The sequence below is a fragment of the Bradyrhizobium sp. BRP19 genome, assembly GCF_020194195.1.
Classification (GTDB): domain Bacteria; phylum Pseudomonadota; class Alphaproteobacteria; order Rhizobiales; family Xanthobacteraceae; genus Bradyrhizobium; species Bradyrhizobium yuanmingense.
This window is the reverse complement of record NZ_JADYVZ010000005.1, coordinates 349,714-369,402: the sequence shown is the minus strand read 5'-3', so window position 1 is coordinate 369,402 and position 19,689 is coordinate 349,714. Positions and strand designations below refer to the sequence as shown.

Genomic DNA, 19,689 nt, shown 5'->3' with positions numbered 1-19,689 from the left:
GAATTCGGGCAGCAGGACGGCGCCCGTCACTCCCTCAAATCATATCGGTACGACTTCGACACGATCTGCCAGCCGTCGGCGAGCTTCATCGCCACGAGATAGTCGGTGAAATAGCGCGGCGGCAGCTGGCAGCGCACCTTGATGAACGCGGTCTTGTCGTCCGACCGGTCGATGGTGACGATGAAATCCTCGCGCGGCTTGCCTTCGGCCTTGGCCGAGGCGCGCTTGCGCACGCGGTCGAGCCAGTCCGGCACGGTCAGAACCTGGAGCTCGCCCTTTTCGACCCAGCGCAGATCGGCGGAGGGATGGAAGATGGCGCCGAGCTTGTCGGCGTTGCCCTAGTAAAGTCCGTCAAAATAGGATTGCACGACGGCTTCGACGCTCGACCGGTCCTGGCTCATGGGTCGTTCCTTTGCATGATAACTTCGGGCCAACTTAGTCGTACACGTTGAAATGCGCTATGGGTGTGTCAGCGATTTGCGCGAAGGCGTCACGATGGCAGAATCAGAAAATTCGAACGCTCGCATTCTTGTCGGCGAATGCTTTTGCCGCGCCGTGCGCTTCGAGGTGGCCGACGCATTCGCCTATGCGATGAACTGCCACTGCTCGAACTGCCGGCGCACCACCGGTGCCGCCTTCAAGCCCTTCGCCGGCATCCGGCAAGACAGGCTTCGTATTGTCAGGGGTGGCGACCTCCGGATGATTTTCGGCGACGACACCACCCATGACGCGCATTGTGGCCGCTGCGGCTCGCTGCTCTATTCCCGGGTCCGAGAAGGAGAGTGGGTCCACGTCGCCATGGGAACCCTGGTCGATGCCCCCTCCATCCGGCCGAGCGCCCATATTTTCGTCGGCTCGAAGGCGCCCTGGCATGAAATTAGGGACGACCTGCCGCAATATCGGGAGCACATCGGGGTTGTCTGACGGAACCCGGTCCGCACCGCCGTCCGTTGGCGAACCGCGACAGCGCTGGCGCGACAAACAAGAGAGGTCGTACGGCCTGCCGCCGGGTCCGCTTCGTGACCTCCATCACAAGCGCCGGCGGAGGATGTTGCTAAAGCGGTCCCAAAGGGCCGGACGGCCCGGAACCATCGGAAGTCGTGTCATGCGCAGCTTGCTCAGACTTTGTCCGCTTTTCGTCGCCCTCGGCCTGATGTTCGGCGCCGGGCCGGCTGTTGCCGGAAAGCGCGTGGCGCTGGTGCTGGCCAATTCGGCCTATCAGCACGCGCCCTCGCTCGCCAATCCTGTCAATGACGGGTCGGTGATGGCCAAGACCCTGAAGGAGGCCGGCTTCGACGTCGTCGACTCCCGGCACGATCTGTCGGCGCTGGAGACACGGCGCGTGCTGCGCGACTTCGCCGACGCGACCCGCGACGCCGAAATCGCCGTGGTCTACTACGCCGGCCACGGCATCGAGGTGGAGGGCTCGAACTATCTGATCCCGGTGGATGCCAAGCTCGAGCGGGACACCGACGTCTTTGACGAGGCGCTCTCCCTCGACCGTGTCCTGGTCGCGGTCGAGCCCGCCAAGCAATTGCGTCTGGTGATCCTCGATGCCTGCCGCGACAATCCGTTCAGCAAGCGGATGAAGCGCACGGTCGCTTCGCGCGGCATCGGCCGGGGCCTCGCCCAGGTCGAGCCGTCCAGCCCCAACACGCTGATCGCCTATTCGGCCAAGGCCGGCTTCACCGCGCAGGACGGCGACGGTGCCAACAGCCCGTTCACCATCGCGCTGTCGAAGCATCTGACGACGCCGGGCCTCGACGTCCGCCGCGCCTTCGGCTTCGTGCGCGACGATGTGCTGAAGTCCACCGGCAACAAGCAAGAGCCGTTCGTCTACGGCTCGCTGGGTGGCGAGGACGTGCCGCTGGTGCCGGTCAAGCTGGCGCCGGCGGCGCCCGTAGCCAATCCCCAGGCCGATATTCGCCGCGACTACGAGCTCGCGCTCCAGGTCGGCAACCGTCCGGCGTGGGAAGCTTTCCTCGCCCAGCATCCCGACGGGTTCTATGCGAGCCTTGCCAAGCTCCAGCTCGAGAAGATCGGCGCGGAGCAGGCGCATGCGGCGGCGATCGCGAAAGCGAAGCAGGCCGAGGCCGAGCGCGACCGCCTTGCTGCGCTTGGCGCGCAGAAGGATGCGCAAGCCAGGGCCGCGGCCGATGCGAAGGCCGCCGAGCAGGCGCAGCTTGCTGCGCAGAAGGCCAAGGAGCAGGCCCAGCAGCAGGCGGCCGCTGCCGAGCAGCAGCGCGTCAACCTCGCCGCCACGGCGCCGGGCGTTGCGCCGGGCAACACCACGAGCGCCGCCGGCACCAACGTGGCCGCGCTCACCCCAGCGATCGCGCCGGCCGACCTCAACCGCTCGGTGCAGAGCGAGCTCGGCCGCGTCGGCTGCTTCTCCGGGCAGGCCGACGGCAATTGGAATACGTCCTCGCAGCGGTCGCTGTCGCAGTTCAACCGCTATGCCGGCACCAAGCTCGACGTGAAGGTGGCGAGCACCGATGCGCTCGATGCGGTCAAGGCCAAGCCGTCGCGGGTCTGCCCGCTGGTCTGCGAGCACGGTTTCAAGGCCGAAGGCGACAAGTGCACCAGGATCGTTTGCGGCAACGGCTATGTCCTGAACGACGACAATGAATGCGAGAGGAAGCGCGCCGCCAAGCCGGCGTCAAAGCCCGCGACCTCGCGGCGCGACGACGGCGAGGACCGCCCCGCACGGCAGCGGGCCGGTGCTGCAGCGGGCGGCTACGGTGCAGCTGCGGCGGCTGGCGCGGGTCGTGCATCGAGCGGCAGTGGTCAGATCTTTTGCAACGCTCTGCTCTGCCGGCCGGTCAGGCCCGGTTGCCGCCTCGTTTATCGCGGCGGCGGCGGCCCCCACGTCGACGCCAATGTCGAGGTCTGCAACTGAAATGGCACGGCTTTCCTGACCACTCGAACAATAACCTAAAGCGCGATGACGATTCATCCTAATCGCATCGCGCTTTAGCTCAGTTCTTCCGCTCGGCCACGAAACGCGCGGCGGCCTGCAACACGGCGGCGCGGTCGCCGAAGATCGAGACGGCGCTGTCGGCGCGCGCGAGCAGGTCGCGCACGCGCTGCTTGGCGCCTTCGATCCCAAGTTGGGTCACGAAGGTGGTCTTGCCGAGCGCGGCATCGGCGCCGGCCGGCTTGCCGAGCGCGGCCGCATCGCCCTCGACGTCGAGCAGATCGTCGGCGATCTGGAAGGCTTCGCCGAGCGCGCGGCCGTAATCGTCGAGCGCCTGATATTCCGCCTTCGAGGCCTGGCCGAGGATCGCGCCGGCAATGCAGCCGTAGCGCAAGAGCGCGCCGGTCTTCATCTGCTGGATACGGGCGACGTCGATCGGCTCGTTGCCGCCAAAGCGGCCTTCGCCGGCGAGATCGAGGATCTGGCCACCGACCATGCCGCCGATGCCGGCGCAGCGCGCCAGTGCACGCGTCAAGAGCAGCCGCACATCGGCGTCGCGATGGACCTCGTCGCGGGTGATGATATCGAAGGCGAGCGTCAGGAGGCCGTCGCCGGCGAGGATCGCGGTGGCGTCGTCGGTTTGCTTGTGCAGGGTGGGGCGGCCGCGGCGCAGGTCCGAATTGTCCATGGCCGGCAGGTCGTCATGGATCAGCGAGTAGCAATGGATGCATTCGAGCGCGGCGCCCACGAGCAGGGCCGCCTCGCGCGGCACGCCGAACACGGCGGCGCTCTCGACCACCAGGAACGGCCGCAGGCGCTTGCCGCCGTTCAGGCTCGAATAGCGCATTGCGTCCATCAGTCGCTTGGGCCGGGCGATTTCGTCATGCAGGATGTCGTCCGACAGCAGGCGCCCGAGCAGGGCTTCGGTGTCATCAGCGGTCTTGTCCAGACGTTTGGCGAAATCGGACGGGGACGTGCCGGTCATCAAGAAGGGCTCCAGAACTAAAATTCGGCGGGACAATCCTTTATGCGCCCGCGCCAGTCAATCGTTTGGAAGGCCTAAAAAGTGCTGGAAAAGGCCCGAATTATCACAGACTTAATGCTCCAGCCCGTGGCCGCTCGTCAGTTCGTGCCGGAAAGGTCGATTTGCGCATCGTCAAAATCCTGCTGGTGGTGCTCGCGCTCGTGGTCCTCGCACCCTATGTGATCGCGCCGTTCTACCGCACCGGCCACCCAGTTTCGACGCTGATGGCCTGGCGCAGCCTGCGGGGCGCGCCGATGCAGCGGGAGTGGATCGATCTCGCTGATATGTCGCCCTCTCTGCCGCGCGCGGTGGTGGCGGCCGAGGATGCCCATTTCTGCAAGCATCACGGCATCGATTGGGGGGCGCTGCGCGAGGCGATCGACGACGCCCGGGAGGACGGCACCGCCTTCCGGGGCGCCTCCACCATCACCCAGCAGGTCGCGAAGAACCTGTTCCTGTGGCAGGGCCGCGACTTCGTCCGCAAGGCGCTCGAATTCCCGCTGGCGCTTTGGATCGACCTCGTCTTGCCCAAGCAGCGGATTCTCGAAATCTACCTCAACATCGCCGAGCTCGGCCCGCAGGGGCAGTTCGGGGTCGAGGCGGCCAGCGCCTATGCCTTCGGCAAATCGGCCGAAAGCCTCTCGCCCCGCGAGGCGGCGCTTCTGGCCTCGATCCTGCCGAATCCGGTCAAGCGCAGCGCCCGGACCCCGGGACCGGGCGTCCGGCGGCTGGCAGCCACCTATATGGCGCGGGGGCAGGCGAGCTCGCTTGCGACCTGTTGGCGGGAAAATCGCTGATTTTTGGCCCGTTCCGGGCGCATTTTCCGGCCCAAGAGCCTAGCTTTACGGCCAGCCTTCCTCTATAAGCGCGGCCTTGATCGGCATTCAGCTCGCCTCGTTATTTGCGGGTGCTGAGCCGTCCCTTCGCGGACGATGCCCTGATGACACCAATCCCTAGAGGATACTGAAATGGCCGTTCCGAGAAGAAAAACCTCGCCGTCGCGCCGTGGCATGCGCCGCTCGGCGGACGCCATCAAGAAGCCGACCTATGTGGAAGACAAGGACTCCGGCGAGCTCCGTCGTCCGCACCATCTCGACCTCAAGACCGGCATGTACAAGGGCCGCCAGGTCCTGAAGAAGAAAGAGTCCTGAAGCCAGGATCTTTCTCGGGCGGGAGATCGGACCCGCCCGATTCGGCCAACCCATGAGATAGACGGTGATGGCGGCGGAGCGGATGCTTCGCCGCTGCATTGTTCTGTCTGGATATCTTGATCGAGAAGGCATCAAGCCGATGGTCGGTTTCCCGCTGCTCCTGATTCCGCTCGCGGTCTACAACATCATCGCCTTCCTGATGCCGACCGTGTCCTTCACGGACGTGCTGTTCAAGGTGCCTATGGTGTCCGGAGAGGTCTGGCCGGTCACGCTCGCCGATCTCCTGCTCGCGCTCGGCATCGTTCTGCTGCTGCTCGAGGTGGTCAAGGGTGCGCGGCCGGGCTCGAAATTCCTGATGGATCATTTGCTGTCGCTGATCATCTTCGGCGCGGCCGCTGCCGAATTCGTGATGTGGCCCAAATTCGGCAACTCCACCTTCTTTCTGCTGGTGCTGCTGGCGATGGCGGACTTCTTCGCTGGCATCGCCCAGCGCACGCGCCGCCGAGTCACCTATGTCGCCGAGACCACGGTGCCGGCCCCTCGTAAGGCCAAGCGCAGGGCCGAAGCGCCGGCGGAAGACGTGGAGTCCGAGCGCAAGTTCGAGCCGGTGATCGCGCCGCAGCCGGCGCCGGCCGCACCTACCGCGCAATCCGTCGCCGAATCCGTGCTGATGGATCACCCGGCGCCCAAGCCCGTGCAGGGCGCCCCCTCGCCGGAAATTCCCTCGCCGCAGCTGCAGCCGGGGAACGGCACGCCGTCTTCCGACACGCCGCCGCGCTGATTTCTCTGAATTGGCTCGCATCTCACCGCCGCGGCAGTGTGCTCCCTTGCCCCGTTCTTACGGGGAGTGGGTTGGGGTGAGGGGCCTCTCTCCGCGGATGCGATAGCCGCGGGACCTGTACCCCCTCACCCGGATCGCACCGGACGATGCTTCGCATCGCCGAGGCGATCCGACCTCTCCCCGCAAGCGGCGAGAGGTAAGAAGCGCGCTCTCACTTCAATCAATCTTAAGCTACCTGACGCGTGCGCGCGCTGACGGTTCCGAGCGGGCGCTTGCTGCCATAGGCCATCAGCGCATCCTCGGAGGAGGCGCGGCGGAGCCGGCTCGTTTGCGGCAGCTGCTCGGCATTGGCGATCAATTGTGTGACGAAGCTCGGATCGGGGCGCGGCAGGGGCACCTTATGGACCCACCGCAACGTCGGCATCAGCGGCACCAAGGCCGTGCCTGTGCCGTTGTCCGCCGCGTCCGATCGATCAGTACTCAACATCGCAATCACCGTTGATCCGGCGAGACTGTCGCGTTTCGAGACGCGGGGGCCGGCGCGAGTCCTGTACTCGCAAGGCCTATGCCGGCCGGGCCGGTTTGGTTCCGACGCCTTCGGAAACGTGGTTTCCAAATTGTTTATCAACTTTGCCTAGGTTCGGCAGCGAATCTGGCTCTATCCTGTGCCGGCTCAGGACTTCTCCACTGTCCCGAAACGAGGCGACTTTGACCCCTGGATTGCCGCAAGCCTCCGACATCCTGGCCGCGCTCGGTCAGGCCGTGTTCGCCTGGGACATCGCCAGCGATGCCATCGTCTGGGGTGAGCAGGTCAGCGCCGTATTCCCCGGCATTCCCGCCGAGCGGCTTTCGACCGGCGCCGAATTCGCCAAGCTGATCGAGCCCGCGCAAACGCTGCGGACGGCGGCGCTGGCACTGACGTCCCCGGTGCACGGCGCCGACGGCACCCCTTACCGAATCGAGTACGGCGTGCGCATGAGCGCCTCCGATCCCGTGATCTGGATCGAGGAGACCGGCCGCTGGTTCGCAGGTCCCGACGGCCGTCCCACGCGAGCGATCGGCTCCGTCCGCATCAACAATGAGCGCCACGCCCGCGACGAGGAATTGAGCAGGCTGGCCCGGCTCGATCCGCTGACCGGCGAGCTCAACCGCTCGCATCTGATCGCGGCGCTGGCCGAGGCGATCGAGGAGACGACGCGCTTCCGCTCGACAGCGGCCTTCATGCTGGTCGGCATCGATCATCTCGCCCGCGTTAACGATGCTTTCGGCTTCGACGTCGCCGACGCCGTGATCCTCGACGTCGCCAAGCGCATTCGCGCGCGCCTGCGCGGCGGCGACGTGCTGGGGCGCTTCTCCGGCAACAAGTTCGGCCTGATCCTGAAGAACTGCACCGTCGACGACATGAACGTGGCCGCCGAGCGCTTCCTCGCCGGCATCCGCGACGAGGTGGTGCCGACCAAATCCGGTCCGGTCTCGGTCACCGCGTCGATCGGCGCGGTCAGTCTGCCGCGCTATGCCCGCAACACCGACGAGGCCGTCAACCGCGCCCATGAGACGCTGGACGCCGCCAAGCGCCGCCGCTCCGGCTCGTTCGCGGCCTGGCGTCCGGATGCCGCGCGCGACGCACAGCGCCGCGTCAACATCCGCGTCACCGACGAGATCGTCACCGCGCTCAACGAGCGCCGCATCAGGCTCGCCTATGAACCCGTCGTCTCCGCGGCTTCGCGCGAGCGCGCATTCCATGAATGCTTGGTGCGGATGGACCAGGGCGATGGCCAGGTGCTGCTCGCGCCCGACATCGTGCCGGTCGCCGAACGGCTCGGCCTGATCCGCCTGGTCGATCACCGCGTGCTCGAGCTCGTGGTCGCCGAGCTCGCGGCGGCGCCCGACGTCTGCCTCAGCCTCAACATCTCGCCGGATACGACCATGGATCCGGACTGGTGGGCGGGGATCGAATCGCTGATGCTGGCCCATCCGGGCGTTGCCGAGCGGCTGATCGTCGAGATCACCGAGACGGTCGCGATCCAGGACATCGACGACGTCCGCGCCTTCGTCAGCCGCCTCAAGCATTTCGGCAGCCGCATCGCCATCGACGATTTCGGCGCCGGCTACACCTCGTTCCGCAATTTGCGCAAGCTCGGCGTGGACATCGTCAAGATCGACGGCGCCTTCGTGCAGAACATCACCCATTCCGCCGACGACCGCGCCTTCGTGCAGACCCTGATCGACCTCGCCCGCCGCCTCGACATCAAGACCGTCGCCGAATGGGTGCAGGACGACGAAGCCGCAAACATGTTGCGCGACTGGGGCTGCGACTACATCCAGGGCCGCCTGATCGGGCTGGCTTCGGCGGAACGCCCGTGGGGCGTGCCGCCGGACAGCGCGCTGCCTGCGGCGGGCTGAGATGGCGTAGGGTGGGTTAGCCGAAGGCGTAACCCACCACTTTACTGTCCGCGTCGAGAGAGAAGCGGTGGATTACGCCTTCGGCTAATCCACCCTACCGACTACGAGATCTTCTCACGCCCCCTCGTCCAGCGCCACCAGCTCGCGCTTCTTGCGCAGCGACGGCAGCAGCGGCGCGATCAGCAGCACCAGGGCAAACACAAGACACACTGCCGAGATCGGCCGCTGCACGAAGGTCCAGAGATCGCCCTGCGACAGGATCAGCGACTTGCGCAAATTGTTCTCCATCATCGGACCCAGCACGAAGGCCAGCACCAGTGGCGCCGGCTCGTAGCCGAGCTTGCGCATGAAATAGCCGATGATCCCGAACGCGATCATCACATAGACGTCGAACACGTTGTTGCTCGAGCAGTAGACGCCGAGGATCGTGAACAGGATGATCAGGGGGAACAGGATGTTGTAGGGCAGCTTGAGCAGCTGCACCCACATGCCGATCATCGGCAGGTTCAGGATCAGCAGCATGACGTTGCCGATATACATGCTGGCGACGATGCCCCAGAACAGGCCGGGGTTCTGCGTGATCATCAGCGGGCCCGGCTGCAGGCCGTGAATGACGAAGGCCCCGAGCAGCAGCGCCATCACCACGTTCGGCGGGATGCCGAGCGTCATCAGCGGAATGAAGGCGCCGCCGGCTGCGGCGTTGTTCGCCGATTCCGGGCCGGCGACGCCCTCGATCGCGCCGTGGCCGAACCTTTCAGGGGTCTTCGACAGCCGCTTCTCCAGCGCGTAGGACGCGAATGACGAGACCACGGCGCCGCCGCCCGGCAGGATGCCGAGGAAAAAGCCGAGGATGGTGCCGCGGCCGACCGGACCGGCGCTCGCCTTCCAGTCCTCCTTGCTCGGCAGGAGATGGGTGATCCTGGTGTTGATGACGTCGCGCTTGATCGCCTGCTCGGTGTTGAGCAGCACCTCGGCGACGCCGAACAGGCCCATCACCACGGGCACGAGGCCGATGCCGTCGATCAGCTCCATGCGGCCGAAGGTCAGTCGCGGCTGCGCGGTGATGCTGTCGAGCCCGATCAGCCCGAGCACGACACCGATGCACGCCATCAGCAATGCCTTCGGCATCGATCCCTGGGTGAGGAAGGTGAGCACGACGAGGCCGAGCACCATCAGGCTGAAATACTCGGCCGGGCCGAAAGCAATGGCGAGACTGGCGAGCTTCGGCGCCACCAGCATCAAGGCGACCAGCGCAAAGGTGCCGGCAGCGAAGGAGCCGAACGCGGCGATGCCGAGCGCGGGGCCCGCACGGCCCTGCTTCGCCATTTGGTGGCCGTCGATGCAGGTGACGACGGAGGCCGCCTCGCCGGGGATGTTGACCAGGATCGAGGTGGTCGAGCCGCCATACATCGAGCCGTAATAGATGCCGGCCATCATGATGATGCCGGATTCCGGCGTTCCCGACAGTGTCACCGGTAGCAGTAGCGACATCGCCGAGATCGGGCCGATGCCGGGCAGCACGCCGACCAGCGTGCCGATGAAGACGCCGATGAAGCAATAGAGCAGGTTGACCGGCAGCAGCGCGACGCCGAATCCATGTGCCACGTTGACAAGCGTATCCATGGCGTCAGCCGATCCCGAACAGGCCTGACGGCAACTGGATCAACAGCAGCCGCTTGAGCACCCACCACATGCCCGAGGGCACCAGCACCGCGATCGGAATCGCCAGCGTCCAGCGCACCGGATCGATCAGCCGCAACAGCAGCAGCATCAGCGGGATCGATGACAGCAGGAATCCCAGCGGCTCCAGCGCGAACGCGAATGCAGTGAGGCAGGCGATGAGGACAAGCGGCTTGCTCCAGCGCACGTTCTCCCAGCGCGAGGCCAGCGTCGGCCCACCCTCGGTGATCGCCGAGACGATGATCGCGCTCGCGAACACGCACATCAGGATGCCCGTGTAGAACAGCACATAGCCGGAGCCGGGATCGTTGATGGTGCCGAGCCTGAGCTTCAAGCCCGACCAGATCACGAAGCCGCCGAGTGCGAGCCCGATCAGCCCGCCCCAGAGTTCGGAGTTGCTGAGGCGGAGCTTGACGTTGGTTGGATCGTTCATCGATTCTCTCTCGTGCCCCGGACGCAGCGCAGCACCGCAAGTTGCGTTCACGCACGTCTTCGACGTGCTATGGCAGGTGCGCTGCAAAGCCGGGGCCCATGCGTGTGGGCGAAGAAGATGGGTCCCGGCACTGCGCAGCAGCGTTGCACGCTGCAGCGCGTTCGGGACACAAGCAGCGCGGTCTTACTTCTTCGCGAGCCCGAGCGTCTCGATCACTTTGCGCTCGGATTCCGTGACCTCGACGATGAATTTCTTGTAATCCTCGGTGTTCTTGTAGTTCGGCACCATGTCGTATTTGGCGAGCGTCGCCACCACCGCGGGGTCTTCGACCGCCTTCTTGAAGGCGTCGTGCAGCTTGGCCACGATCTTGGGATCCATCCCTTTCGGTCCTGCAATGCCGAACGGGGAATCGTAGACCATGGGATAGCCGAGCTCCTTCAGCGTCGGCACGTCGGGATAGTTCGGCGAGCGCGCGCCGGTCCACACCATCAGGAGCCGCAGCTTGCCGGCGTCGACCAGCGGCCGCCATCCCGTGGAATCCGCCTGCAGCATGGTGTGCTGTCCCAGCACGGCGGCGTTGGTCTCCGCGCCGCCCTTGAAGGGGACCTGGGTCAGCTTGATGCCGGACATCGCGGCGATCTGCTCCATGCCGATATGCAGCGAGGTGCCGGCGCCGGGCGTGGCATAGGTCACCTTGCCCGGATTCGCCTTTGCGAACTCCACCACGTCCTTCCAGCTCTTGAACTGCGATTCCGCGCTCGTGGTCACGCCGAAGGTGTAGCCGGTGAGATGGACGATATAGGTGAAATCCTTTGCCGGATCCCACGACACCTCCTGCATCAAGGGCAGGCGAAACACGGTGATCGGGATCTGCGAGATGGTATAGCCGTCCGGCTTCGCCGCCGCCGCCATCGTCGCCGGCCCGACCGTGCCGCTGCCGCCGGCCTTGTTGTCGATCACGATCGGCTGGCCCAGCACCTTCGAGGCGCTGTCGGCGATCGCGCGCATCGAGAGATCAGTCGATCCGCCGGCCGGCCAAGGCACGATCAACGTGATCGGCTTCGTTGGATAGTCCTGCGCATTGACCGCCGTGGAGAGCAATAAGCCCATGACGGCGTGCACCGCGGCAAATGCAATCGTCTTCAGCCCGTATCCCGACATCGAAAGCCTCCCTCGCGGCGGCCTCTCTGGGGGCGCCGTCTCTCGTTGCGAGGCGATTGTTCCTGAATTTGACGGAGAAGAAAAGCGTGTTGCGCGCATCGCTGTGCGGCCGTCGGTCAGCTAACGCCGACAGAGCCGACCTCTGCGACAATTCGTCGTTTGGCCGCGTGCCGAGAGGCGGAATTTGAGCGGCCGAAGCGGTCAGGCCACCCGCCGGACCGTGTTCAGCTTCTCGATGGTGCGGCCGACTTCTGAGGCGAGACACGGCTTGCCGAAATAATAGCCTTGGACCGCGGTGCAGCCGCATTCGCGGACGAAGTCGAGCTGTTCCTCGGTTTCCACGCCCTCCGCCGTGGTCTCGACGCCGAGCACGGAGCCGAGGCTCGCGATCGTTCTGACGATGGCAACGCTCTCCGGGCTTTCGCCGAGCGTTCCGACGAAGGAGCGATCGATCTTGATGCGGTCGAACGGAAACTTGCGCAGATAGCTCAGGGAGGAATAGCCGACCCCGAAATCGTCGAGGCTGACGCGCACCCCGAGTGCGCGGAGCTGGTGCAGGATGTCGATGGTCGCCTTGCTGTCGTCGAGCAGCGCCGTCTCCGTGACCTCGAGCTCGAGCCGCTGCGGCGGCAGGCCGGCTTCCGCAAGCGCGCTCGTGACCATCGCCACCAGGCCGCGGGAGCGGAATTGCACCGGAGACAGGTTCACCGCGACGGTGACGCCGGGCCAGGACGCGGCGGTGGCGCAGGCCGTGCGCAGCACCCATTCGCCGATCGGAACGATCAGCTCGTTCTCCTCCGCAATCGGGATGAACTCGGCCGGAGAGACGAAGCCGCGCGAGGGATGCTTCCAGCGCAGCAATGCCTCGAAGCCGGTGAGCTCGGAGGAATCGAGCCGCATCTGCGGTTGAAACACCAGGTGGAATTCACGCCCTTCCAGCGCGCCGACCAGGTCCTGCTCCAGCGCGTGCCGGCTGCGCGCCTGTTCCTCCATCTCGGGCTCGAACAACTGATAGGCTCCGCGCCCCTTGGCCTTGGCCTGGTAGAGCGCGAGGTCGGCGCATTTCATCAGCTCATCGGCATCGAGTCCGTGGTCGGGCGCGATCGCGATGCCGACGGAGACGCCGACATGGATCGACTGGCTTTCCAGCGGCGGCGGATGACCGATGATCTCGACCAGGCGGCGGGCGAGCGCCTCGGCCGATTGCGGCTGCGGCCCGCGCTGGAGCACGGCGAACTCGTCGCCGCCAAGCCGCGCGACGGTGTCGTGCTCGCCGACATTCTCCTTGAGGCGCGCCGCGACCCAGCGCAGCAGGCGGTCGCCGGCGGCGTGGCCGAGGCGGTCGTTGACGGTCTTGAAGTTGTCGAGGTCGAAGCACAGCACGGCCATGGCGCCGCCGGCGATCGCGACCTGGTTCAGCCCCTCGCCCATCTTCTCGCGGAACAGCGTGCGGTTGGGCAGGTCGGTGAGCGAATCGTGCCGCGCCATGTGCGCCACCCGGGCCTGGGCCTTGTGGCGCTCGGTGACGTCCTCATAGGTCACGACCCAGCCACCATGCTCCATCCGCTTGTGGTTGAGCTTGATGATGCGGCCGTCGTTCAAATGGCGGTGCAGCGTGTGCTCGCCCTCGCGCAGCCTCTCGACGTAGTCGGCATAGAGCTTGGCGCCGGTCATGTTCGGATGGATGCCGAGCTCGCAGGCGTGCTCCATGATGTCGCGCATCGAGACGCCTGGCTTCACGGTCTCCGGCGACAATCCATACATCTCGATATAGCGGCGGTTGCAGACGATCACGCGCAGGCTGCCGTCGAGCATGCACAGGCCCTGGCTCATGTTGTTCAGGGCGGCGTCGAACCGGCGGTACTGCTCGCTCAGCTCCTCGATCGCACGCTCGCGCTCGGTAATGTCCTCATAGGTGGCGACGAAGCCGCCTTCGGCCAGCGCGCAATAGCGCACCGAGATCACCGTGTCGTTCGACATGCGCCGGCGCATCGGCGAGGAATCACGGCTTGCGATCCGCGCGCGGGCGGCTTTGAGGATCTGCTGCGGGCTGTATTCCGGGGAGAACGCGCCGTTCGCCATGGATCGCTCGATCAGCTCGCCGAGGTGTGTGCCGGGGCGGGTCTCCTCCGGCGACAACAGGTAGATCTTGAGGTAGGTGGAGTTGCAGACCCGAAGCCGCATGTCGCTGTCGAAGAAGGCGAGCCCGTGCGCCATGTTCTCCAGCGCCGCATCGAGGATGAAATTCTGCTGCCGCAGCGTTTCCTCGTATTGCAGCCGCTCCGTGACGTCCTCGTGCACCGTCACCCAGCCGCCGTCGGGCAGGAAGCGGGAGACCGCCTGCACCATCCGTCCGTCGTAGCGCATCACCAGCAGCGTCTTCGGCTTCCTGCTGCGCACGTCCTCCAGCCGGTTCTGGTAGAATTCGTCGCCCGACATGCCCGGCAGGTTGCCGCGCGACATCCAGTGCTCGAGCACCGTGGAATGCGCGACGCCCGGCTTCACGATCTCGGGGTTGAGGTTGTAGAGCTTCAGGAACCGTTCGTTGCAGACGACGACACGGCTGTCGACGTCGTACATGATCAGTCCGTGCGACATGTTGGCGAGCGCGTGCTGGCTGCGCTCGGTCTGCACGCGCAGTTCCGCTTCGAGCCGGGCGAGGCGGGTGACGTCATCGCAGATCGTCATCCAGCCGCCGCCGGGGAGCGGCTTCAGCTCGAGCGACATGACGAGGCCGCTCGCCAGCATTTGCTCGGTGCGGAACGGCTTGCCCGCGGCGATCTGCGCCATCCGCCTCGAATACAACGCGTCGAGCTGGTCTTGCGGAAAGTTGCCGCGGCTTGCGCTGTGCGCGAGCACCTCGCGATAGCTGGTGCCGATCCGCACGATTTCGGCCGACATGTCGAACAGTCTGAGATAGCGCTGGTTCGTCAGCACGATCCGGTTGTCGGCATCGTAGACGCAGACGCCCTGTCCATGTGGTCGAGCGCAAGCTGGCTCAGCGCGACGAGGGCGCCTGGGCCCTGCTCACGGCCTGTACCAAGCTCGCTCTCGCGGGTCGACATCATGGGGTCGGCGGGGCCTCGGCCAGCAATAGACTGAATGCAGCCTAATTCAGCCGCCGAGGCTAGCGAACAGGCCGGAAAATTCCCTTAAGCGCCGTAGTTTACGGAGGATGACCGGCGATGGTGAGCGCACGCGTAAACGGCCCGCTGCCAAGGCGATAGGCCGTAGCTCCGGACGAGCGCGGCGATATTCCCGCTCCGCTCGTACAGATTTACAGCGCCGGGCGTTGCTCTACGGCCCGTACAGCACGAGCTCCGTGTCGGTGAGGTCGCCGAGCTGTGGCTGGTGCGGGCCCCTGAAGTATTTCCGGCCGCGCCGCTCGGTGTAGATGCCGACGAGACCGGGAACCGGACCGTTGGCATCGACGGCCACCGCGATCTTGCCGAGCCGCAGCAGCAGCCGTCCGATGCGGCCGGCGCATTCGGCAAATTCTGCGGTGCTCCGGCAATAGATCAGCTTCATGGCGGGCGGTGCGATGAAACCGCGGCGGATGCGCACCGGTTGCAGGATGAAGGGGAAGGTTCCCTTCGGCGTGCGGCACACCAGACTGAGGCAATTGTAACGCGCATGTCGCGTCAAAAGCTCGGTCTCCGCCTCGGAAAGCCCCTTGATCTCCTTGGCGTGCGGCGGAATGACCTCGATCTCGTTCCAGCGCGGGACGCGCGCTAGCGCAGGGACCGAGAAGAATATGCCGCGGCAATAGGCGCGAAAGCCCTGCGTCTCGATGATTGGCCAGGTCCACTGCGCCGGGCTGATGTTGAAATAAGTGACGTGCTTGTGCCGCTGGGCGATCTTGGTCAGCAGCGGCGCGTAGTTGCGGTAGGCCGGGTCGACATACCAGCTCGACAAATTGCACCGGATGGCGGTCTCGTCGCCCTCCTTGCGTTCGCTGTAGATCAAGAGCAGCACGCCGACCGGCGTGCCGTCGTCGTCGAGCATGTAGCCGAAGCGCGGATAGCCCTCCGGCGCGGCCCGGAAGGCCTGCCGGCGCAGACCCTGGATCCAGTAGTCGCGTGAACGGCCGACGAAGCCGCGCGTCAGCAAGTCCGCGATCTTATCGACGTCGGACTCGGTGATCTCGCGGCATCGGACCTTGGTATGGATCACGCTCGTCTTGCCCGTGGAAATGGTCGGCCTCGTGAGGTCTATCGTTTCAGCATGATCTTCTCGGAAAACCGCTCCGCACTTTTCCGGATCATGCTCTAGCGCCAGCCTTCGCCATGGGCCTCGGCCGCGACAGGCGGCTGCAGGGCCAGGATGTCCCGCACCTTGGCGGGCCAGGCGGAAAGATCGGTGCCGTGGGTGTGGAACATGGCGACGGCCAGGCGGTCCATGCCGAAGGCCACGCAGCCGGTGTGCGCCGGCTCGCCATCGGCGTCCTGGATTCCCCAGGTCGTGCCGAAATGCTCGCGGTGATAGTTGAAGCTCATGCACGCCGTCGGCTGCTCTTCCGAGCGCAGCGGGATGAGCAGCTCGAACTTGAGCTGCTGCTGCTTCTGGCTCACCGCCTTCATCTGGCCGACCCGGCCGAAGAACGGATCGCTGGCATAGTCGACGCGGAAGCTGAGGCCGAGGTCGGTCGCGATCTTCTGCGCGCGCACCATCCAGCGCTCGCGGAAATCAGCGACGTCGTCTGGGCTGCCGATGCAGACATATTCGCGCATGCGGAACGATTGCAGCCGGTCGAGATGCTTCGACGGCTCGCGGCGGAAGCAATCCGCGGCAACGTCGAAGCGCAGCCCGCCCTTCGGCAAAGGTCCGCGGCTCGCCGCGATCGGATAGACCGGATAGCAGGCCGCCGGCGACAGCACGAGATCGGCCGGCGACAGCGAAGTCGTCCAGTCGCCGCCGGCATCGAAGCGGCTCACCGCGGCGTTGATCTCGCGTTCGGTGCCGTGCAGGCCGCAGACGCAGCCGAGCAGGTTGGGAAAGCTCTTGAGATAGCCGGACTTCTCCAGCTGCGAGCGGCTCATCACCGGCGGGAAGCGCATCACCTCGGTGCCGGCCTCGCGATGACCGGTGATCAGCGCGGCGAGCTTCTCGACAATGCCCTCGTAGAGCGCGGTGCGGGCATAGACGCCATCGGCGCCCATGCGGTGGAACAGCTGGTCGGCGAGATGATCGAGCGGATCGATCATTTGCGGCGCGGTGGTGGGCGAGTCGGGGAGGACGGCAATATTCATGGTTCGATGTCCTGCTATCTCAAAATTGTTCTTGTTGAATCGGCCGCGGAGGTACGTCAGTCGCGAAGGCTCGCCGGCACCCCGCTCATCAATGTCGACGTCGCGGCATTGGCCAGGATCCGGTCGTTGTTGATCATGATCGGCGACGACAGCACGTCGCGGAGGTGGCGGCCCATCGTGAACTCGCCGTCGTTGCGATAGCCGGCAAGTCCCGCGGTGCGCATCGCATGCATCACGGTCTCGACCGCGAGCTCGGAGGCCTGTACCTTCAAGAGCGTGATCGAGGACTGGAAGTCGAGCGAGCTCAGAGCACGCTCGTCGTGCTCGACGCGGGCGAAAGCGTCGATATTGGCTGATATTAGCGCGCGCAGCTTGGCCAGCGACATCTTGGCGGCGGTGAAGTGCGCCGCGGCCGGGGGCATCTGTCCGCCGGACGAGCGGGCCGCCTTGCGGATGAAGGCCTGCGCGCGCGTCACCGCCGCAGCGGCGATGCCGGCCCAGGCCGACGACCAGCACAGATGCGCGAATGGCGTCATGGTCTGGGCGTGGATCTTGTCATAGGATTCCGGGAAGATGCGGTCGGCGGGGCAGTCGACCTTCAGCTCGAACCCGGTCGAGCAGGTGCCGCGCATGCCGAGCGTTTCCCAGCCCAGCGTCCGCTTCAGCGAATAATCGTCCTTGGCGAGCGCCAGCAGCACCTGGTCGGAGGCGGCGGCTTCGGTGGCGCGGCGGGCGATGGTGACGAGGCCATCGGCTTCGGCGCCGTAGGAGATCACGGTGGCGTCGCGCACCAGCGAGACGGTATCGCCGGCATGGTCGACCGCAGCCGCGCTGGCGCGGATGTTGCCGCCGTTCTGGCCTTCGGTGGTGGAGGAGGCGAGCAGCCACTGGTCGCGGGCGACCCGGCGCATCATGGTCTCCATCCAGGGGATGCCATGGCCGTGCCTGATGACGCAGGCGACCTTGGTCTGGTGCATCGCGTAGATCATCGCCGTGGACGCGCAGGCGCGTCCGAGCGTGTAGCAGATGTCGGTGACGTCATGGATCGAGGCGCCGAAGCCGCCGAACTCGACCGGAATCATCACGCCGAGCAGCTTCTGCTCGCGTGCGACGTCGAAAGCCCGGTGCGGGAAGCGGGCGTCGCGATCGACCTCGTCGGCGTCGGCCGCGGCCGCTGCGGCGGTCCGGGCGGCGCGCTCGATCAGGGAGGGACCCTGCTCGAGAAAGCTCGTCTGCATTTCGTCGACAGTGAGGACTGCTTCACGCACGTTCATGCTCGTCCGCCTCCGGTTTGCCGTTCGAGATCGCCGGCATCATTCGCGATGCCGCTTGAGGCGATCCTCCAGCCATCTTTGCTTGTGAGACGAGGCTACGGATTTAATTCAAATTCGTCGATGAAATAGAGGGTAAACAAAACCCAATTCCGAACGAACAGTTAAGGTCCGGTTGTTCGCATCGCCGGATTTTCTGGTATCGCGTTAGGACTCTGGAAGAAGGTTGGATTTCCGACAATCTGAGTCATCGTTTACTAAGAAACGCGAAGTATTGGTGCCGCCCATTGCAGGACCGGCAGCCCGCACCCATCGTAGCCGGCAGTCCGGTCCGCCTCCGATAGACAGATGGGAATTTGCCGATGCAGGCCTTTGATACCGTTTTGCGCAATCGCATCATCAAGCTGGTGAAGGGCATCCTCGAACAGAATTCGCTCACCGCGAACGTTACGCCTTCGGCCAAGCTCGTCGATATCGGCCTGACCTCGATGGACATGGTCAATCTCATGCTCGGCGTCGAGGCCGAATTCGACTTCACCATTCCGCAGTCCGAGATCACGCCGGAGAATTTCCAGTCCGTCGAGACGCTGGCGCGGATGGTCGCGATGCAGCTCCAGCCGGCGACCGCGGCTTAACAGGGGCGCATCTCCCCCCGTTCCAAATCCGCCGCAAAACTGGCATAGCTTAACCATGTCACATCTGGCGGACAGGGTGGAGCAGGCATGACGCAGGCGGTATTGGGCATCATCGGCGGCTCGGGCATCTATGACCTGCCCGGCTTAGAGGGTGCGCGCGAAGAGGTGATCGAGAGCCCCTGGGGCGAGCCGTCGGCTCCTTTAAGGCGTGGCTCCATCGCCGGCCTGCCGATCGTGTTCCTGCCCCGGCATGACAAGGGGCACCGGCTGTCCCCCTCCGACATCAATTATCGCGCCAACATCGACGTGCTGAAGCGCGCCGGCGTCACCGACCTGATCTCGCTCTCGGCCTGCGGTTCCTTCAGGGAGGAACTGCCGCCGGGCACCTTCGTTCTCGTCGACCAGTTCGTCGACCGCACCCATAAGCGCGAGAGTTCGTTCTTCGGCCGCGGCTGCGTCGCGCATGTGTCGATGGCGCACCCGGTCTCGCCGCGGCTGCGCATCCATCTGGCGGTCGCCGCGGAAGCCGAAGGCATCGCGATCGCGCGCGGCGGCACTTATGTCTGCATGGAAGGGCCGCAATTCTCCACTTACGCCGAAAGCATGACCTACAAGACGCTGGGCTGCTCGGTGATCGGCATGACCAATATGCCCGAAGCCAAGCTCGCCCGTGAGGCGGAGATCTGTTACGCCACCGTCGCAATGGTGACGGATTTCGACTGCTGGCATCCCGACCACGATGCGGTCACTGTGCAGGACATCATCCGCGTGCTGAATTCGAACGCCGACAAGGCGAAGGCGCTGGTGGCGCGGTTGGCCAAGGATTTTCCGCGTGAGCACGAGCCGTGCCCGATCGGTTCGGACCGTGCGCTCGACACCGCGCTGATCACGGCGCCCGAGGCGCGCGATCCCGAGCTCCTGAAGAAGCTCGATGCGGTGGCCGGGCGCATCCTGCGAGCGTGAGACGCAAGACAAACGAAAAGG

Annotated in this window: 17 protein-coding genes and 1 pseudogene; 8 read left to right on the top strand and 10 right to left on the bottom strand. The window is 65.4% G+C overall.

Annotated elements, in window-relative coordinates; translation table 11 throughout:
• Positions 1-26: 26 nt before the first annotated feature.
• Positions 27-401 (bottom strand): annotated as a pseudogene (locus tag I6F36_RS19220) (nuclear transport factor 2 family protein).
• A 94-nt stretch (positions 402-495) separates the two neighbouring features.
• Here I6F36_RS19220 and I6F36_RS19215 point away from each other — a divergent pair.
• A complete protein-coding gene (locus I6F36_RS19215) occupies positions 496-924 on the top strand; it encodes a GFA family protein (protein ID WP_225171956.1) in 429 nt (142 codons plus the stop codon).
• 181 nt (positions 925-1,105) lie between these two features.
• Positions 1,106-2,899 (top strand): caspase family protein, encoded by a 1,794-nt coding sequence (locus I6F36_RS19210; protein WP_225171955.1) that lies wholly within the window; start codon positions 1,106-1,108, stop codon positions 2,897-2,899.
• A gap of 79 nt (positions 2,900-2,978) precedes the next feature.
• Here I6F36_RS19210 and I6F36_RS19205 read toward each other — a convergent pair whose 3' ends face one another.
• Complete coding sequence (locus tag I6F36_RS19205) at positions 2,979-3,902, bottom strand: polyprenyl synthetase family protein (RefSeq protein WP_225171954.1); 924 nt, start codon at positions 3,900-3,902, stop codon at positions 2,979-2,981.
• A gap of 161 nt (positions 3,903-4,063) precedes the next feature.
• On the opposite strand from I6F36_RS19205, the gene mtgA reads away from it, so the two are divergent.
• From mtgA to I6F36_RS19190, 3 genes are all read left to right on the top strand, one after another.
• On the top strand, positions 4,064-4,738 hold the full coding sequence (gene mtgA, locus I6F36_RS19200) for a monofunctional biosynthetic peptidoglycan transglycosylase (RefSeq protein WP_036002223.1): 675 nt from the start codon (positions 4,064-4,066) through the stop codon (positions 4,736-4,738).
• Between the two features lie 171 nt (positions 4,739-4,909).
• On the top strand, positions 4,910-5,092 hold the full coding sequence (gene rpmF, locus I6F36_RS19195) for a 50S ribosomal protein L32 (protein WP_007598106.1): 183 nt from the start codon (positions 4,910-4,912) through the stop codon (positions 5,090-5,092).
• Between the two features lie 139 nt (positions 5,093-5,231).
• Positions 5,232-5,873, top strand: a complete 642-nt coding sequence (locus I6F36_RS19190) for a hypothetical protein (protein ID WP_036002287.1) — start codon at positions 5,232-5,234, stop codon at positions 5,871-5,873.
• A 226-nt stretch (positions 5,874-6,099) separates the two neighbouring features.
• Here I6F36_RS19190 and I6F36_RS19185 read toward each other — a convergent pair whose 3' ends face one another.
• Entirely contained in the window at positions 6,100-6,360 is a 261-nt protein-coding gene (locus I6F36_RS19185; RefSeq protein ID WP_036002219.1) for a hypothetical protein, read from the bottom strand.
• 221 nt (positions 6,361-6,581) lie between these two features.
• Here I6F36_RS19185 and I6F36_RS19180 point away from each other — a divergent pair, with 221 nt between their 5' ends.
• Positions 6,582-8,276 (top strand): bifunctional diguanylate cyclase/phosphodiesterase, encoded by a 1,695-nt coding sequence (locus I6F36_RS19180; protein ID WP_225171953.1) that lies wholly within the window; start codon positions 6,582-6,584, stop codon positions 8,274-8,276.
• A 114-nt stretch (positions 8,277-8,390) separates the two neighbouring features.
• Here the strand turns inward: I6F36_RS19180 and I6F36_RS19175 are convergent, their stop codons facing one another.
• The 7 genes from I6F36_RS19175 to I6F36_RS19145 form a co-directional block, all read right to left on the bottom strand.
• Complete coding sequence (locus I6F36_RS19175; RefSeq protein ID WP_036002213.1) at positions 8,391-9,899, bottom strand: tripartite tricarboxylate transporter permease; 1,509 nt, start codon at positions 9,897-9,899, stop codon at positions 8,391-8,393.
• A gap of 4 nt (positions 9,900-9,903) precedes the next feature.
• The gene (locus tag I6F36_RS19170; protein WP_074447634.1) at positions 9,904-10,389 is read right to left on the bottom strand and encodes a tripartite tricarboxylate transporter TctB family protein; all 486 of its coding nucleotides are present in this window, start codon (positions 10,387-10,389) and stop codon (positions 9,904-9,906) included.
• A gap of 183 nt (positions 10,390-10,572) precedes the next feature.
• Entirely contained in the window at positions 10,573-11,550 is a 978-nt protein-coding gene (locus I6F36_RS19165; protein WP_036023927.1) for a tripartite tricarboxylate transporter substrate binding protein, read from the bottom strand.
• A 201-nt stretch (positions 11,551-11,751) separates the two neighbouring features.
• Positions 11,752-14,487 carry a PAS-domain containing protein gene (locus I6F36_RS19160; RefSeq protein ID WP_346656665.1) on the bottom strand — a complete coding sequence of 912 codons (2,736 nt, stop codon included), beginning with the start codon at positions 14,485-14,487 and terminating at the stop codon, positions 11,752-11,754.
• A 360-nt stretch (positions 14,488-14,847) separates the two neighbouring features.
• A complete protein-coding gene (locus tag I6F36_RS19155; protein WP_109142104.1) occupies positions 14,848-15,723 on the bottom strand; it encodes an acyl-CoA acyltransferase in 876 nt (291 codons plus the stop codon).
• A gap of 95 nt (positions 15,724-15,818) precedes the next feature.
• On the bottom strand, positions 15,819-16,799 hold the full coding sequence (locus I6F36_RS19150; protein ID WP_225130509.1) for an amino acid--[acyl-carrier-protein] ligase: 981 nt from the start codon (positions 16,797-16,799) through the stop codon (positions 15,819-15,821).
• A 56-nt stretch (positions 16,800-16,855) separates the two neighbouring features.
• Complete coding sequence (locus I6F36_RS19145; protein WP_109142106.1) at positions 16,856-18,073, bottom strand: acyl-CoA dehydrogenase family protein; 1,218 nt, start codon at positions 18,071-18,073, stop codon at positions 16,856-16,858.
• Positions 18,074-18,432: 359 nt separating this feature from the next.
• On the opposite strand from I6F36_RS19145, the gene I6F36_RS19140 reads away from it, so the two are divergent.
• Positions 18,433-18,705, top strand: coding sequence for a phosphopantetheine-binding protein (locus I6F36_RS19140; protein WP_225130507.1), 273 nt, complete (start codon positions 18,433-18,435; stop codon positions 18,703-18,705).
• Positions 18,706-18,792: 87 nt separating this feature from the next.
• Positions 18,793-19,668 (top strand): S-methyl-5'-thioadenosine phosphorylase, encoded by an 876-nt coding sequence (locus I6F36_RS19135; RefSeq protein WP_225130497.1) that lies wholly within the window; start codon positions 18,793-18,795, stop codon positions 19,666-19,668.
• Positions 19,669-19,689 lie beyond the last annotated feature (21 nt).

Coding starts and splice junctions, on each gene's coding strand:
- I6F36_RS19215 (WP_225171956.1), top strand. CDS start 496: ATGGCAGAATCAGAAAATTCGAACGCTCGCATTCTTGTCGGCGAATGC.
- I6F36_RS19210 (WP_225171955.1), top strand. CDS start 1,106: ATGCGCAGCTTGCTCAGACTTTGTCCGCTTTTCGTCGCCCTCGGCCTG.
- I6F36_RS19205 (WP_225171954.1), bottom strand. CDS start 3,902: ATGACCGGCACGTCCCCGTCCGATTTCGCCAAACGTCTGGACAAGACC.
- rpmF (WP_007598106.1), top strand. CDS start 4,910: ATGGCCGTTCCGAGAAGAAAAACCTCGCCGTCGCGCCGTGGCATGCGC.
- I6F36_RS19190 (WP_036002287.1), top strand. CDS start 5,232: ATGGTCGGTTTCCCGCTGCTCCTGATTCCGCTCGCGGTCTACAACATC.
- I6F36_RS19185 (WP_036002219.1), bottom strand. CDS start 6,360: ATGTTGAGTACTGATCGATCGGACGCGGCGGACAACGGCACAGGCACG.
- I6F36_RS19175 (WP_036002213.1), bottom strand. CDS start 9,899: ATGGATACGCTTGTCAACGTGGCACATGGATTCGGCGTCGCGCTGCTG.
- I6F36_RS19170 (WP_074447634.1), bottom strand. CDS start 10,389: ATGAACGATCCAACCAACGTCAAGCTCCGCCTCAGCAACTCCGAACTC.
- I6F36_RS19165 (WP_036023927.1), bottom strand. CDS start 11,550: ATGTCGGGATACGGGCTGAAGACGATTGCATTTGCCGCGGTGCACGCC.
- I6F36_RS19150 (WP_225130509.1), bottom strand. CDS start 16,799: ATGAATATTGCCGTCCTCCCCGACTCGCCCACCACCGCGCCGCAAATG.
- I6F36_RS19145 (WP_109142106.1), bottom strand. CDS start 18,073: ATGAACGTGCGTGAAGCAGTCCTCACTGTCGACGAAATGCAGACGAGC.
- I6F36_RS19140 (WP_225130507.1), top strand. CDS start 18,433: ATGCAGGCCTTTGATACCGTTTTGCGCAATCGCATCATCAAGCTGGTG.
- I6F36_RS19135 (WP_225130497.1), top strand. CDS start 18,793: ATGACGCAGGCGGTATTGGGCATCATCGGCGGCTCGGGCATCTATGAC.